This is a genomic window from Ochrobactrum sp. SFR4, from assembly GCF_019730395.1.
GTDB lineage: Bacteria > Pseudomonadota > Alphaproteobacteria > Rhizobiales > Rhizobiaceae > Pseudochrobactrum.
The window spans coordinates 274,059-287,504 of the sequence record NZ_JAAPBB010000003.1 but is presented as its reverse complement, the minus strand read 5'-3'; the positions used below and the strand labels follow the sequence as shown (position 1 = coordinate 287,504).

Annotated in this window: 14 protein-coding genes and 1 tRNA gene; 9 read left to right on the top strand and 6 right to left on the bottom strand. The window is 50.1% G+C overall.

Going from position 1 to position 13,446, the window contains the following annotated elements:
* Positions 1–32 precede the first annotated feature (32 nt).
* From HBA93_RS05440 to HBA93_RS05430, 3 genes are all read left to right on the top strand, one after another.
* Positions 33–728, top strand: a complete 696-nt coding sequence (locus HBA93_RS05440; RefSeq protein WP_221722580.1) for an RNA polymerase sigma factor — start codon at positions 33–35, stop codon at positions 726–728.
* An 82-nt stretch (positions 729–810) separates the two neighbouring features.
* Positions 811–1,332 (top strand): DUF4142 domain-containing protein, encoded by a 522-nt coding sequence (locus HBA93_RS05435; RefSeq protein ID WP_221722579.1) that lies wholly within the window; start codon positions 811–813, stop codon positions 1,330–1,332.
* Positions 1,329–1,661: a cupredoxin domain-containing protein gene (locus HBA93_RS05430; RefSeq protein ID WP_221722578.1), complete on the top strand. Its 333-nt coding sequence runs from the start codon at positions 1,329–1,331 to the stop codon at positions 1,659–1,661. The genes HBA93_RS05435 and HBA93_RS05430 overlap by 4 nt, the downstream gene beginning before the upstream one ends.
* Before the next feature lie 215 nt (positions 1,662–1,876).
* On the opposite strand, the gene HBA93_RS05425 is transcribed toward HBA93_RS05430, so the two are convergent.
* A tRNA-Ser gene (locus tag HBA93_RS05425) sits at positions 1,877–1,966 on the bottom strand.
* A 217-nt stretch (positions 1,967–2,183) separates the two neighbouring features.
* Between HBA93_RS05425 and HBA93_RS05420 the strand changes: the two genes are divergently transcribed.
* Together HBA93_RS05420 and rirA are read left to right on the top strand one after the other, a co-directional pair.
* A complete protein-coding gene (locus HBA93_RS05420; RefSeq protein WP_022712104.1) occupies positions 2,184–2,642 on the top strand; it encodes a YbaK/EbsC family protein in 459 nt (152 codons plus the stop codon).
* 244 nt (positions 2,643–2,886) lie between these two features.
* Positions 2,887–3,351, top strand: coding sequence for an iron-responsive transcriptional regulator RirA (rirA, locus tag HBA93_RS05415; protein ID WP_022712105.1), 465 nt, complete (start codon positions 2,887–2,889; stop codon positions 3,349–3,351).
* Positions 3,352–3,514: 163 nt separating this feature from the next.
* Here the strand turns inward: rirA and HBA93_RS05410 are convergent, their stop codons facing one another.
* The 4 genes from HBA93_RS05410 to HBA93_RS05395 form a co-directional block, all read right to left on the bottom strand.
* On the bottom strand, positions 3,515–4,306 hold the full coding sequence (locus HBA93_RS05410; RefSeq protein WP_121992566.1) for a heme ABC transporter ATP-binding protein: 792 nt from the start codon (positions 4,304–4,306) through the stop codon (positions 3,515–3,517).
* A 2-nt stretch (positions 4,307–4,308) separates the two neighbouring features.
* Entirely contained in the window at positions 4,309–5,364 is a 1,056-nt protein-coding gene (locus tag HBA93_RS05405; RefSeq protein ID WP_121992903.1) for a FecCD family ABC transporter permease, read from the bottom strand.
* A 278-nt stretch (positions 5,365–5,642) separates the two neighbouring features.
* On the bottom strand, positions 5,643–6,587 hold the full coding sequence (locus HBA93_RS05400) for a heme/hemin ABC transporter substrate-binding protein (protein WP_502910041.1): 945 nt from the start codon (positions 6,585–6,587) through the stop codon (positions 5,643–5,645).
* A gap of 141 nt (positions 6,588–6,728) precedes the next feature.
* The gene (locus HBA93_RS05395) at positions 6,729–7,799 is read right to left on the bottom strand and encodes a hemin-degrading factor (protein WP_221722577.1); all 1,071 of its coding nucleotides are present in this window, start codon (positions 7,797–7,799) and stop codon (positions 6,729–6,731) included.
* 439 nt (positions 7,800–8,238) lie between these two features.
* On the opposite strand from HBA93_RS05395, the gene HBA93_RS05390 reads away from it, so the two are divergent.
* From HBA93_RS05390 to HBA93_RS05375, 4 genes are all read left to right on the top strand, one after another.
* On the top strand, positions 8,239–10,356 hold the full coding sequence (locus HBA93_RS05390) for a TonB-dependent receptor domain-containing protein (RefSeq protein WP_221722576.1): 2,118 nt from the start codon (positions 8,239–8,241) through the stop codon (positions 10,354–10,356).
* 491 nt (positions 10,357–10,847) lie between these two features.
* Entirely contained in the window at positions 10,848–11,159 is a 312-nt protein-coding gene (locus HBA93_RS05385) for a (2Fe-2S)-binding protein (RefSeq protein ID WP_075655248.1), read from the top strand.
* On the top strand, positions 11,125–11,610 hold the full coding sequence (gene bfr, locus HBA93_RS05380; RefSeq protein WP_022712114.1) for a bacterioferritin: 486 nt from the start codon (positions 11,125–11,127) through the stop codon (positions 11,608–11,610). Before HBA93_RS05385 ends, bfr begins: the two co-directional genes overlap by 35 nt.
* 165 nt (positions 11,611–11,775) lie before the next feature.
* The gene (locus HBA93_RS05375) at positions 11,776–12,240 is read left to right on the top strand and encodes a DUF1203 domain-containing protein (protein ID WP_221722575.1); all 465 of its coding nucleotides are present in this window, start codon (positions 11,776–11,778) and stop codon (positions 12,238–12,240) included.
* A 57-nt stretch (positions 12,241–12,297) separates the two neighbouring features.
* On the opposite strand, the gene HBA93_RS05370 is transcribed toward HBA93_RS05375, so the two are convergent.
* Entirely contained in the window at positions 12,298–13,365 is a 1,068-nt protein-coding gene (locus tag HBA93_RS05370; RefSeq protein WP_121992570.1) for a BMP family ABC transporter substrate-binding protein, read from the bottom strand.
* Positions 13,366–13,446 lie beyond the last annotated feature (81 nt).

The window sequence follows — 13,446 nt, the reverse complement described above, 5'->3', positions numbered from 1 at the left end:
GGCATCCAATAGTCTCTGAGAGGAGAAAATTCATGTCCGTTTTGCTGCCCGCCGCCGAACCACAAGAAGCGGCTCTCGTCTCCCGCGCTGCCGCCGGAGAAACGGAAGCCGTCCGTCAGATCATCAAGACGCATAACCAACGCCTCTACCGGCTCGTCCGCGCGGTGTTGCGCAATAATGCGGATGCCGAAGATGTGTTGCAGGAAGCCTATTTGAACGCCTTTACCCATCTTGATACATTTGAAGGCAGTGCTTCGCTCTCGACATGGTTGTCGCGTATTGCGCTCAACGCGGCACTGATGCGACTTCGGGCACAAAAGCGCCTGAAGCGCACAGCTGTCACTGTGCCAGCTCCGACAGCGGGACACATGGATGCAGAGATTATTCCCTTTCCGCTTTCCCATTCCACCACTGCCGATCCGGAGCGTATTATGGCGCAGCGCCAGCTTCTCACTCTCGTCGAGGAAGCCACTGATGCGCTTCCTGAAAGCTTCCGCCTTGTCTTCGTTGCCCGTGTGATTGAGGGGCTGAGTGCTGAGGAAACTGCCGCTGCGCTTAATATTCCGGTCGCCACGGTCAAGACCCGCCTGCACCGTGCCAGAAAACTCATCCGCACACGACTTGAAGAACAGATCGGGCCGATATTGATCAACGCCTTCCCATTCGCCGGTATGCGCTGCGCCCGGCTGACTGAAGCCGTGATTACAAAACTAGGTCTCGAAAAATAACGGGAACCTCTCCGGCAGGCTGACATCAAATGTAGTGTTAACCGAAACAGGCGCTGAGCAAAACGGCGCCAAGGAGAGTCCGATGAAAACTCTGATCGCTGTACTCGGCACTGCCGCCCTTGCATTCACCAACTCGCTGGGGATGGCTGCTGACAAACCAACTGACCCTCAGATCGCTCATATCGCCTATAGTGCCGGTGCCATCGATATTGAAGCGGCCAAGCTTGCACTGTCAAAAACGGCGAATCCCGAGGTTAAAGCCTTCGCGGAATCGATGCAGAAAGACCATGCGGCCGTCAATGAAATGGCTCTGGCGCTCGTCAAAAAACTCAATGTAACGCCGGAAGATAATGCCACCAGCCAGTCACTGGCCAAAGCGGGTGAAGAAGAGCGCGCCAAACTAGAAAAGCTTCAGGGAGCTGACTTCGACAAGGCTTATATCGATAATGAAGTCGCCTATCACAAGCAGGTGAATGGCGCACTGGAAACGCTGCTGATCCCTTCTGCTCAGAATACGGAGCTGAAAGGCCTGCTGGAAACCGGTTTGAAGCTGTTTCAAGGCCATGAACAGCATGCCGAACATGTTGCGGCCAGCCTAAAATGACCCAGTTTCTTCTCAACCGACGGCAGTTACTCGCTGCCGGTGCTGCGACACTCGCCGCAACACAATTGGCTCACGCCCATAACGGCACTGTCCACGTGGTCATTGAAAAGCTGGCCTTCGTGCCAGATATAATCACGGTAAAAGCCGGTGAGACCATTGAATGGACAAATAAGGATCCTTTTGCCCACACTGCCACTATTAAAGGTGGTTGGGAGGTGATGATCCCGCCCGGCAAAGTAGCAACTCACATCGTTACCGCTGACGATACGGTCGATTACTACTGCCGCTTTCATCCCAATATGAAAGGCAAGATTACGGTGTCGGGTTAGAAAAATACCCTGCCGGAGCAAAACCGGCAGAGTCATTGCGATATGCACTGGCAGTGGTTGCTCTCTGCTTGGCAGCCACTTGCCATAACTCTTAACGCCTTACAGAATTTTGGAGGTACAGCCGGCAATAATTGCAAAGAAGAAACGTATGAAACCTTTAAATACAAAGGCTCAGCTACAGATAAAAACAGCAACAAACATGGGGAAATAAAACATGGCGGAGGGGGTGGGATTCGAACCCACGGTACGGTCTCCCGCACGCCGGTTTTCAAGACCGGTGCCTTAAACCACTCGGCCACCCCTCCTCAGGCAAATCAGCCTGAAACGCACTGTGATGGCGAATGAAGGCTACATACAGGCACTCTTGTCGTTTCGTCAATCGCCTCCGCTTAAATTATTGTGCTTGTTTGCAAATAATTGTTGAGACCGCATGATGTTCTGTACCATCATGCGGGCAATTCCGAAATTCAGAACCATTCCCCTTTGATATGACTGTTCTGACAAAAGTGCACAGGAAATCTCATGAGCCTTGAAACTGTGAAAGCCTTTTTTGCTGAAAAAGCACCGGATGTGCAGGTTATTGAGCTGGAAACCAGCACTGCAACTGTTGCTGAAGCTGCTGCAGCTCATAATGTGGAGCCGGCACAAATCGCCAAAACACTTTCACTCAAACTTGGTGAAGATATTATTCTGCTTGTTGCCCGCGGTGATGCACGTCTCGATAACCGCAAGTTCAAAGATCAGTTCCAAAACAAACCGCGCATGCTGGATTTTGATTCTGTTTTGGAGGCCACAGGTCATCCTGTCGGCGGGGTCTGCCCTTTCGGTGTTGCAGAACATCTGAAAATCTATTGTGACGTTTCGCTAAAAGCCTTTGAAGAGGTTTTGCCTGCGGCCGGTGCTGTTAACAGTGCTGTGCGAATTAATCCGCATCGTCTGGCCGAACTGACCAATGCAAAATGGGTGGATGTGTGTCAGTAAGCCTCTGACAGATATTGCAAATCTCTTGCGGAATCAGCAATTTCGCTCCGGCTGAATACATAATCACGGCCTGTAAACGGTCACCGGAATGTGACTTTAAAACAAGGGCTGTGCAAAATCACTAAAACATGATTAATTTTAGTGACTTTAATTTCAAAACAGGACTTCATATTTATTCAGAATAGTTCTAAACTGCGCTCATGTTTTTAGCAGTGCCCTGATGCGCTGCGGGAAAGGACCTGAAATGCGTCTTACCAGACAGACCAATTATGCTATTCGGATGCTGATGTATTGTGCAGCAAATGAAGGCAGTCTCAGCCGTATTGCTGAAATCGCCAAGGCCTATACGGTCTCGGAATTGTTTTTGTTCAAGATTTTGCAGCCGCTCGTTGAAAACAACATTGTCACAACAGTACGCGGACGCAATGGCGGCGTGAAACTCGCCCGCCCTGCTGCGGAAATTTCGCTGTTTGATGTGGTGCGTGTGACTGAAGATAATTTTGCGATGGCGGAATGCTTCGACAGTGACAGTGAGTGCCCGCTGATTGACAGCTGTGCGCTGAATTCTGCTTTGCGCGAAGCACTGAATGCTTTCTTCACAGTGCTTGGCAAATACAGCATTCAGGATCTGATTGATGCACGGCCGAATGTACGCAAGCTGCTGGGTATTGATGAGCTGGAAGTCCGCGCAGTCGCTGCAGCACACTAGAGCATTTCACAGTCAAGTTGGATCAACTTGACGCCCGTGATAATGCGACCAAATAAAGAATCCAGAGCGAGCACTATGATTCAATCTGGACCTAAACCGCTCTAACCCCGTTTATCAATGAATTTAAAAAGCCCTGAAACATCAGTTTCAGGGCTTTTTTATTTTAACCGAATACCGAATGCGGCAGCACAAAAGGCTGACCGGCAGGCGGTGCGACACCAACCTGCAGCGGACATTCATAGACCCGCAGCAAACGGTCATTGGTCAGTGTGGTTGCAACAGAGCCGCTGGCATCTATTTCACCATTATGCACCATTACAACATGATCTGCATAAAGGGCTGTCAGATTAAGATCGTGCAGAATCGTAATGACGCCGCCGCCTTTGGCCGCAAAATTACGGGCAATATCCATCACCACAATCTGATGGCGGATATCAAGACTGGAGACCGGTTCATCCAGCAGCAGGAAGCGTGGCTGACCATCGAGCACCGGTTTCCATACCTGGCACAGCACGCGCGCGAGTTGCGTGCGCTGCTGTTCTCCGCCGGAAAGCTCCTGATAATAACGACCACCGAAACCGCTCAGATCGACCAGCTCCAATGCCTGATCCGGCAAACGGATTTCTTCCGCTGCCGTCAGGCCGGAACGACCGCCTGTCAGGCCGAGATTAACAATCTCACGCACCGTAAACGGAAAGGACAAAGCGCTGTTCTGTGGAAGCACGGCACGGCGTTCAGCCATTTGCCAGGGCTTATAGGTTTCGAACAATGCACCATCAAGCAGCGCCTGCCCCGTATAAGGCAGATCGCCGGAAAGCGCACGGATCAGCGTAGTCTTGCCGGATCCGTTCGGCCCGACAATGGCTGTCACCTCACCGGGTTTAGCTGAGATATTGACATTTTTCAGAATGGTTTTGCCGCTAAGCTGAACGGCCAGATTTTTTGTTTCTATCATGATTATAAGTCCAGCAAACCACGGCGACGCAGCAAAATCCAAAGGAAGAATGGAGCACCGACAAATGCAGTGACAATGCCGATCGGGATTTCAGCCGGAGCAACAATAGTGCGGCTGACAGCATCCGCCAGCAGCAGCATCGAAGCCCCCAGCAATGCAGAGGCAGGCAGCAAATAGCGGTGATCAGGCCCAATGGAAAGACGCAGTAAATGCGGCACAACAATACCGACAAAACCGATGCCGCCACTGACTGCAACCGAAGCGCCCGTGGCGGCGGCTACAAGAATAATTGCTACGTTTTTAATACGCTGAATTGGCAGGCCCAGATGATTGGCTGTCGCCTCCCCCAGAGCCAGAGCATTCAATCCGCGAGCCAGAAACGGAGCGGCAAACAATGTCAGCGCAATAATCGGTCCTGCAGTGAGGATTTTAATCCATGTGGCACCGGCCAGTGAACCCATCCCCCAGAAGGTGAGATCACGCAGCTGTCTGTCATCCGCAATATAAACCAGCACCCCGCTGAAAGCGCCGGTCATAGCGCCAAGCGCAATACCGGCAAGCAGCATTGTGGCAATTGAAGTTCTGCCTCTGCGCGTGGCAACACGGTACAGGATCAATGTTGTAGTCAGACCACCGATAAATGCTGCCAGCGGCAATGTATACATGCCGAAAAATCCGAGTACCGGTGCAAGGAAAGTACTGCCCAAAACAATAACGACAATCGCACCAAGGCCGGCACCGGAAGAAACACCGACCAGTCCCGGATCAGCCAGCGGATTGCGGAACAGGCCTTGCATAACCGCACCGGAAACAGCCAGTGACGCACCGATCAGAATGCCCAGAACAATACGCGGCAGGCGGATATCCATAATGATAATATGATCGCGCTGCGCTGTAATATCATCAGGATTGATCTGTGAGGAGAACAGGGATTTCAGCACCGACCAGCTTGATGCCTGCGAAGCACCGGCTGTCAGGCTGAATAATGCAACAGCCACCAGCAGAACCGCGAGAAGTGCAATGAGAATACGCGCCTGACGCGAACGGTCACCTTGCATGACAGCTGCGCCTTTACCGCTCTCAGCAGGCTTTATCGTATTTGAGGATGCCGCGACTGTATTGCGTTTGGCAAAGTGGGAAGCAGGCATATCGCCAACAGTATCAGTCAAAATCTTATGCTTTCCGTTTCAGCCATGCAGCAGGCAAATCGAAAAGCTGCTGCGAATGTGAAATTTGATGAAAACACATTCCGGCAGAAGACAGCTTCTTACCTTTTCAGAATGCGTCGCCCGTTGCCGGATAATCTTCCGGCAACGGGCTGAACTAATTCAATGTCTTATTGAACAGCCTTGCCATAAAGGCCTTCTGCCAGATCGCGCGCGGCTTCAGCAGCGCGCGGACCAAAGCCAAGCAGATAAAGCCCGTCCATGGCCAGAATAGCTTTGTTGCGACCTGCCGGTGTGGCAGCCAGCGCCGGATTGGCAAGCAGGTCCGAATAATCATTCGACGCTTTGTCCGGACCGGTATTCATCAGCAGGATCATGTCCGGAGCAGCTTTATCAAGCGATTCATCGGTCAGCTGTTTGTAGCCCTGAAATTCGTCAATCGCGTTGATGCCGCCAGCCATTTTAATCATGCCGTCAGCTGCAGTCTCCCGCCCTGATACCATGAAACGTCCGCCCTGACGGGAAAGAATAAACAGGACACGCTTTTTCTCGGTGATTTTGCTGGTCGCAGCCTCAACAGCCTTCAGATCAGTGCGGACTTTTTCCGCCAGAGCCGCGGCTTTATCCTGAGCACCTAATGCCTGCCCCACCGCATTGATTTTATTGGTAATGCCTTCAGCGGTATATTGATCCTGCACAATAATCATCGGCACAGAAGCACGTTTCAGCACATCCATAGTTTCTGCAGGGCCACTGCCTTCAATCACCAGCATGGCAGTCGGTGCAACAGACAAAATACCTTCTGATGAAAGCTGGCGCATATAGCCGATATCAGGGAGTTTTTTGACTGTTTCCGGATAAATACTGGTACGGTCGCGGGCAATAAGTTTGTCTTCAAGACCCAGCGCATAGATGATTTCTGTCAGTGCGCCGCCAACACTCACCAGCCGTGTTGTATCCGTAAAGGTTTTGACCTCTTCTGCCTGTGCAGGTGAGATCATACCGGCGATCGGTAAAAGCCCTGTGGTGGCAGAAAGCAGACCGGCAGCAAAAGCTGCAACCAAACGATAAGACCTGATCCGGGATGAAAAAAGAGCGCTGCGGGCAAAAGACATTGGTCAATCCGAGACTGTTCCGGCCAAAGACAACTATCCTGACCGTCATTGATGATATTCACCGCCAAGGGAAACAGCGGGCAACTTTAAAAGTGAACCATGCAGAGCGGCATAAACCGCCCTGCATGGCTTTCAGATATTTCAGGCTGCGGCGGAACGTGCCAGACGCGGCAGCGCCTCAACCAGCTCGCGCCAGTCTGTGCGTTCTGCTTCACCTTCGTGACGCTCGCCAAAGAACTGGGCAATCATTTCGCCCTGCTCGTCATAGGCTTCCAGCGATGTCACATGGCCGTCTTTGGTAGGCTTACGAACAGCCCAAACGGTGTGAACGTGGTCGGTGCGGAAATGCATATGGAAAGTCGGGTCCATAACATTGAGCCACGGACCCATCATTTTGATCTCTTTAACCGGGCCGGTATGGATCTGAATGCAGCCGTTATTGCCGACAAAAACCATGATCGGCTGACCGGTTTCGGAAACCGTATTCATCATGCCTTCAACTGTACCGGCTTCCAGTTCCCAGGCGAATTCTTCACCGGCAAGTTCAACAGCCTGTTTGCGGCTGACAGCGTAATCACGCAGGATCATCACGAACTGATGCACGTCAGTCATGTTTGTCCAGCGCTCACGGAAGCCGTTTACATCAACTGAATCAATGTCTGTCGGCTCTTTTTTCGCTGCAGCTTTGGTTTCAACTGTCTGGCTCTGATCGTCCGAGCGCAGCTGAGCAACCAGTGCTTCATAGGCGGCCAGATCGGACGCATCACGCAGATGGATTTTGTGAACCGCATCACCGGCCTTGTTAAAGAACTGCAATGAGCGGCGGATATTATTTTCGCTGTCAGTTTTCTCTACAGCGAAACCATAGGCCCAAGCTTTAGGGAAAATACGCAGATCGATCTGCTTGCCGAGCACCAGAGACGCATGTGGTCCGACGGAGACTTTTTCGTAAGGTCCGATTTTTTCGTGTACAACGCTTTCATTGCGGGTAAGCGCCATAACTTCACCAAGGGTGGTTGCGCCGTTCAGAATTGCAGCAATGTCCACATTCAGGCGAATAGCAGATGTGCCGACATGGGCAGCAACATAATCAGCCTCGGTAATACCATGAGCCTGAGCAAAGTCCCTCTCACGGGATTTCGGATTTTCACTGCGCAGACGCAGAATATCTTGCGGTGTCAGGGACTGAGAATGTGTTTGCGTTGCAGTCATTATTATACGCCTGTACCGACCACATCCCCCGGATGCAGTCTATTAGTGTCATCGTCAAATCCGGCTTTTAACAAAATTACCGGATCAGTTTATCGGCGCCTTCAGGCCCCCGTTGCATCAATGCAACCATCCTGTTTATTTTCAGGAAGTTTTCTTGACACAAAATATCATATTAATTATTGGAAGCAATAGTGGACTTTAAACGTCATATTAAAAATCGCGTGATTGTCCATAAAGTTGTGTGGAAAACAGAAAATATCTGGCCTCCGCATAGTACAGAATTGAACCTGCATCAGCCGGATCAGGGAACTCGCAGATCAGTACGAAAAACTGCTGATTGTTGCTGAGAACATTTTTCCGGTGCAAGCGCCAAGGTTCCGAACGCAATTTAATGCCTTGCTTGCCCCGCCAATGAGCGGCAACGATGCGGAGATTTTAAATGCAGCAGTCTTCCAACCTCTCCAGATATCTTAAAATCGGCCTCGGCAGCACGGCTATCAGCCTTGTGATTATGGCTGGCACAGCCAATGCCCAGCAAGCACAGGCTCAGACTGCAAAACCGGCTGCGGAAAATGCATCCGGTGATGTGCAGCTCAACACAATCAATGTTAAAACCGTTAATCCTCAGGATATTACATCCCGTCCGGCACCGGTCAGCACAATCTCCAAAACAAAGATCAAACTGAATGGCCGTGAAAAACTGGATACGGTTCTGCGTGAAACTCCGGGCGTATTCACCCGTATTAACGGTTCCAATCCGGGTGTTGCGGTCAATATTCGCGGCTTTGAAGGCTCCGGCCGCGTGAATATGATGATCGACGGTGCACCGCAGACTTTCCGCACCACAGCACATGATGCTCAAGGGTACAGCTATATCGATCCGAACCTGCTGTCCTCCGTTGATATTACCCGCGGTGCAGTGACGACTGAAGGCGGCAGTGGTCTTGCCGGTAGTGTTAATTTCAAAACACTCGGCGTTGATGACGTATTGATGGAAGGCAAGGACAAAGGCGTTCTCGGCCGTGCATCATGGGGCAGCAACGGCGTCGGCTTCTCTGAAATGCTTGCCGGTGCAATGCGCGTCAATGAAGTGGGTATTGTTGCCGCTCTCAGCCGCCGCGATTCCAATGATTATAAAAACGGTGACGGTATCACCCAGAATAAAACCGGTCAGGAAATGACTTCCGGCCTGTTTAAAACAGAATTCGGATTTGCCGAAGATCACAAGCTGACACTTGGCGGCGTAATCTATAACAATAAATACGGCACATCGCAGACGAATTTCATGCCTGTGCCGCCGACAATTGACTATGATCTGCTGCTGCAAAATCGTACCTTCACAGCCAATTACGTCTACAAGCCTGCGGACAATGACCTGATCGACCTTGCGATCAACGGTTATTTCAACAGCACAAAACTGACCTATGTCGGTGGCAACAGCCCTACTCTGTCGAGCCTTGGACGTGAAATTAAAAATGAATCCATCGGCTTCTCGGTTGCCAACACTTCCCGTTTCACAGTCAATGATCTGTATATCGACTGGAAATACGGCGTTGAATACAATCACGATAATACCGGTGGTGTGAAAGTCGGCGTTAATCCGGTTGATTCAAGCATGAACCGTGGTGCAGCCTTTACTCAGGTCGAGTGGAATTACGACCGCCTTCAGGTTCTGACCGGCCTGCGTTATGACTTCTACAAGCTGGACGGTACAGCCGATAGCGGTATTCCGGGCTTTGAAGATAACGGCATGTATTCCGCCAATCAGTCCAAAGGCTTGTGGAACCCTAAAGTTACACTCGCTTACAATGTAACTGACTGGCTCCAGCCATATGTGACGTATTCGCAGTCAATGCGCGCGCCAACATTGCAGGAAACAATGATCGGCGGAACACATCCCGGCGGAACAGCATCCAGCTATGTGCCTAACCCTTATCTCGCGCCTGAAGAACAGCGTGGCTGGGATATCGGTTTGAACATGAAGCATGATGATCTGATCACTGCAGGCGACACAATCCGTTTCAAAGCCAATTACTTTGATATGGATGTCAAAAACTATATCGCGGCGCAGCGTAATACGACTTTCAACAAGCTGCAGTTTGTTAACCTGCCGGGCACATCCCGCGTGAAAGGTTTTGAACTCGAAACACATTATAATTCCGATTATGTATTCGGCAGCCTTTCCTACACCCATAACAAGTCTGACCTGCCGTCTCAGACACCGGGTCTTGGCGCAAGCCAGTATCTGCCGGATGATGTTTTTGCAGCGACCCTCGGCGGCTATTTCTTTGATAAGAAGCTCTCTGCCGGTGTGAAATATTCGTATGTTTCCAGCGGTCTGGTTGCTGCAACAGATGCACGGGGCAATCTGCTGCCTCCGACAAAATCCGACTCTTATGATCTGGTAGACATTTTCGCGACCTATAAATTCAATGAAAATGTTGACCTGTCCCTCAAAGTCACCAACCTGTTTGATAAAACATACACACCGGCTCTCAGCACATCGGGCTCCGGTCAGGGTCGTACATTCGTTGTCGCCACTCAGTTCCAGTTCTGAGTTGAACCGGACATAAAAGATGATGCAGCGCGCCCTTCGGGGCGCGTTGTTTTTTTCAAAATCCTGTTGAAATTCCGTTTTTATACGCAGTGTGACAACACGCCACAGCGGTATGATTTTACCACAAATAGTCTGTTTTGCGGTTTTTCCGCACCGAATAGTTCAATTAATATGGGTATTTAACTCAGGTTTAAAATCATTCTAAATTGTTGATTTTTAGAATGGTTTTAATCTGCATGATTTGACAAGCCCGCCTCTGTGAAGCATTAGAAAATCAAACAGTTACAGTGCAACTTTAAATGTTTGGCCTTGACCCATTCATTTGGAGGAATGATGAATAAGTATAATTTTATGAATGCAGCCAAGGTTGCTTTCTTTTTCAGCGACCAGGATGAAAATCAGAACATGATTTCTTCAGGTCATTTACATATTTCAAATTCATTTTCCGTATTTTCCGGTTTAAACACCGTTTTTTCTATGCATGGTGCAGCATGCTAGTCTGCCATTGCAATGTGATTACTGCCAAAGAGATCGAAAATACTATCATCCAGATGCTGGATGAAGATTGCTGGCAATTGATTGTTCCTGCCAAGGTCTACCATGCTATGAAGAAGCGTGGACGGTGCTGCGGCTGCTTCCCAAATGTTGTTGAAACGATCATAAGAGTGACTGAAGAATATCATCTTCGGCGCGAGCACAATGATTCTGAGTTCATTGTTTATATTGATCGCGTTCGTGCGTTACGTGAACAATTCGGGAGCAAATGGAATGAAGGGCGACAAAAAGGTCATCGAGCGGCTTAACGAGGCACTTTTCCTCGAACTCGGTGCAGTAAACCAATACTGGCTGCATTACCGCCTCCTGTCTGACTGGGGTTACACCCGTCTGGCGAAAAAGGAACGCGAAGAGTCGATTGAAGAAATGCAGCATGCAGACCGCCTCATCGACCGCATCATTTTCCTTGAAGGCCATCCGAACCTGCAGACTGTTGCGCCACTACGCATTGGTCAGACCGTGAAAGAAGTTCTGGAAGCCGATCTGGCCGGTGAATATGACGCCCGCGCCTCTTACAAAAAATCCCGCGAAATCTGTGATGAAGCCGGTGACTATGTCAGCCGTCAGCTTTTTGACGAATTGCTGAAAGATGAGGAAGGCCATATCGACTTCCTCGAAACCCAGCTCGAATTGCTCGGCAAAATCGGCGAAGAACGCTACGGCATGCTCAATGCCGCACCGGCAGATGCTGCTGAATAAATTCGTTTTTACGATTAGAATGAAAGGCTCCGCTCTGCGGAGCCTTTTTTATTGCCGGATACACGTCGCAACGTGTCTTATAAAACAGAATTTGAAAAGCAGAATTGCAGTGTTTCTGAATTGCATCTGCAATTTAATCCTCCTGTTATTTACAGGAGAATCTCTATGGACTTTCGAATTACAGGACTTTCACCGGAACCGTTTCGTCACCTTTTCGGCCTGCCGGATCATGAACTGAAACAACATCGCGCTATACGCGTGATTGCTGAAGACAGAGGTTATCCTGACCGTATTGAGATGTGTGAGGCTGAAACCGGTGAAAGCCTGCTGCTGCTCAACCATGTATGTCAGAGTGCCGAAACACCCTATTATGCAACTCATGCGATTTATGTTCGTGAAAATGCGGTCAAGGCCTATGACCGGATTAACGAGGTTCCCTCAGTCATGCGCACGCGGCTCCTGTCTTTGCGGGCCTATAATGCTACAGGCATGATCATAGGAGCTGAAGTTGTGCAAGGTACGGATATTGAAGCGGCAATTGAACGCCTCTTCAGCGATCAGAACGCCGCCTATATTCATGCGCATAATGCCGGACGCGGCTGTTATTCCGGTCGTATTGACCGCGCCTGAACCATACAAAAAAGGCTCCGCATTTGCGGAGCCTTTTCATTTCTTCATGCAAACAGCTTATTGCGGCAGCTTGTCGTCAATGCCCTGAACATAGAAGTTCATGCTGACGATCGCTTTATCATCGGCGGTTTCACCGGCTTTGAGCCATTCAGAACCATCCTGCTTTTTCAGCGGACCGGTAAACGGCTTCAGCTCGCCGGAGGTCAGCTTCTTGATGGTTTCTTCAGCCATTGCTTTCACATCGTCAGGCATATTGGTCAGCGGCGCCATGGCAACCAGACCGGTATTCATGCCGTTGAATGTGTCCTGCGATTTCCATGTGCCATCGAGAACAGCCTTGGTACGCTCGATATAATATGGCGACCAATGGTCGATTGTCGCTGTCAGCTGGGTTTCAGGACCGAATTTGATCATGTCCGAAGCCTGACCGAATGCCTTGATACCGCGTTCTGCCGCAACCTGAATTGGCGCAGTGGAATCTGTATGCTGGGTGAGAATGTCAACGCCCTGATCAATCAGCGCCTTGGCAGCATCTGCTTCTTTACCCGGATCAAACCATGAGTTTGCCCAGATGATCTTGACCTTGAAATCCGGATTAACGGACTGCGCCCCGATCATGAAGGAGTTGATAGCCTGCACAACTTCCGGCACCGGCACGGAGCCGATGAAACCAGCCATACCGTTTTTCGACAATTTGGCAGCAATCTGACCCTGCACATAACGGCCTTCATAGAAGCGCGCATTATAGGCAGATACGTTTTCTGCTGTTTTATAGCCGGTTGCATGTTCAAATTTCACGTCAGGAAATTTTTTCGCAACTTTGATGGTCGGATCCATATAGCCGAAAGACGTTGTGAAAATCAGCTTATTACCTGCACGCGCCAGACGCTCAATCGAACGCTCAGCATCAGCACCTTCCGGCACGCTTTCCAGATAGCTGGTTGTGATCTTATCACCCAGTTCTTTTTCAAGCTCTTTGCGGGCTTCGTCATGCTGGTAGGTCCAGCCGAAATCACCCGGAGGGCCAATATAGATAAAGCCGACTTTCAGCTTTTCTTCAGCCATGGCGGTGCCAGCCATGGCAATCGTTGCCGCAGTGGCAAGAATTGTTAGCGTTTTCTTCATTGTCCCCGTTCTCCTGTTAAGGTCCGTAATCAAAAAACTGTAAAACGACTTTGTATCAGCGGTCTGGTACAAATAGGCCGC

Bases quoted from the DNA above. Each gene is read 5' to 3' on its own strand.
- HBA93_RS05420 (WP_022712104.1), top strand. From the start codon at position 2,184: ATGAGCCTTGAAACTGTGAAAGCCTTTTTTGCTGAAAAAGCACCGGAT.
- HBA93_RS05390 (WP_221722576.1), top strand. From the start codon at position 8,239: ATGCAGCAGTCTTCCAACCTCTCCAGATATCTTAAAATCGGCCTCGGC.
- HBA93_RS05395 (WP_221722577.1), bottom strand. From the start codon at position 7,799: ATGACTGCAACGCAAACACATTCTCAGTCCCTGACACCGCAAGATATT.
- HBA93_RS05430 (WP_221722578.1), top strand. From the start codon at position 1,329: ATGACCCAGTTTCTTCTCAACCGACGGCAGTTACTCGCTGCCGGTGCT.
- HBA93_RS05385 (WP_075655248.1), top strand. From the start codon at position 10,848: ATGCTAGTCTGCCATTGCAATGTGATTACTGCCAAAGAGATCGAAAAT.
- bfr (WP_022712114.1), top strand. From the start codon at position 11,125: ATGAAGGGCGACAAAAAGGTCATCGAGCGGCTTAACGAGGCACTTTTC.
- HBA93_RS05375 (WP_221722575.1), top strand. From the start codon at position 11,776: ATGGACTTTCGAATTACAGGACTTTCACCGGAACCGTTTCGTCACCTT.
- HBA93_RS05410 (WP_121992566.1), bottom strand. From the start codon at position 4,306: ATGATAGAAACAAAAAATCTGGCCGTTCAGCTTAGCGGCAAAACCATT.
- HBA93_RS05370 (WP_121992570.1), bottom strand. From the start codon at position 13,365: ATGAAGAAAACGCTAACAATTCTTGCCACTGCGGCAACGATTGCCATG.
- HBA93_RS05405 (WP_121992903.1), bottom strand. From the start codon at position 5,364: ATGCAAGGTGACCGTTCGCGTCAGGCGCGTATTCTCATTGCACTTCTC.
- HBA93_RS05435 (WP_221722579.1), top strand. From the start codon at position 811: ATGAAAACTCTGATCGCTGTACTCGGCACTGCCGCCCTTGCATTCACC.
- rirA (WP_022712105.1), top strand. From the start codon at position 2,887: ATGCGTCTTACCAGACAGACCAATTATGCTATTCGGATGCTGATGTAT.
- HBA93_RS05440 (WP_221722580.1), top strand. From the start codon at position 33: ATGTCCGTTTTGCTGCCCGCCGCCGAACCACAAGAAGCGGCTCTCGTC.
- HBA93_RS05400 (WP_502910041.1), bottom strand. From the start codon at position 6,587: ATGTCTTTTGCCCGCAGCGCTCTTTTTTCATCCCGGATCAGGTCTTAT.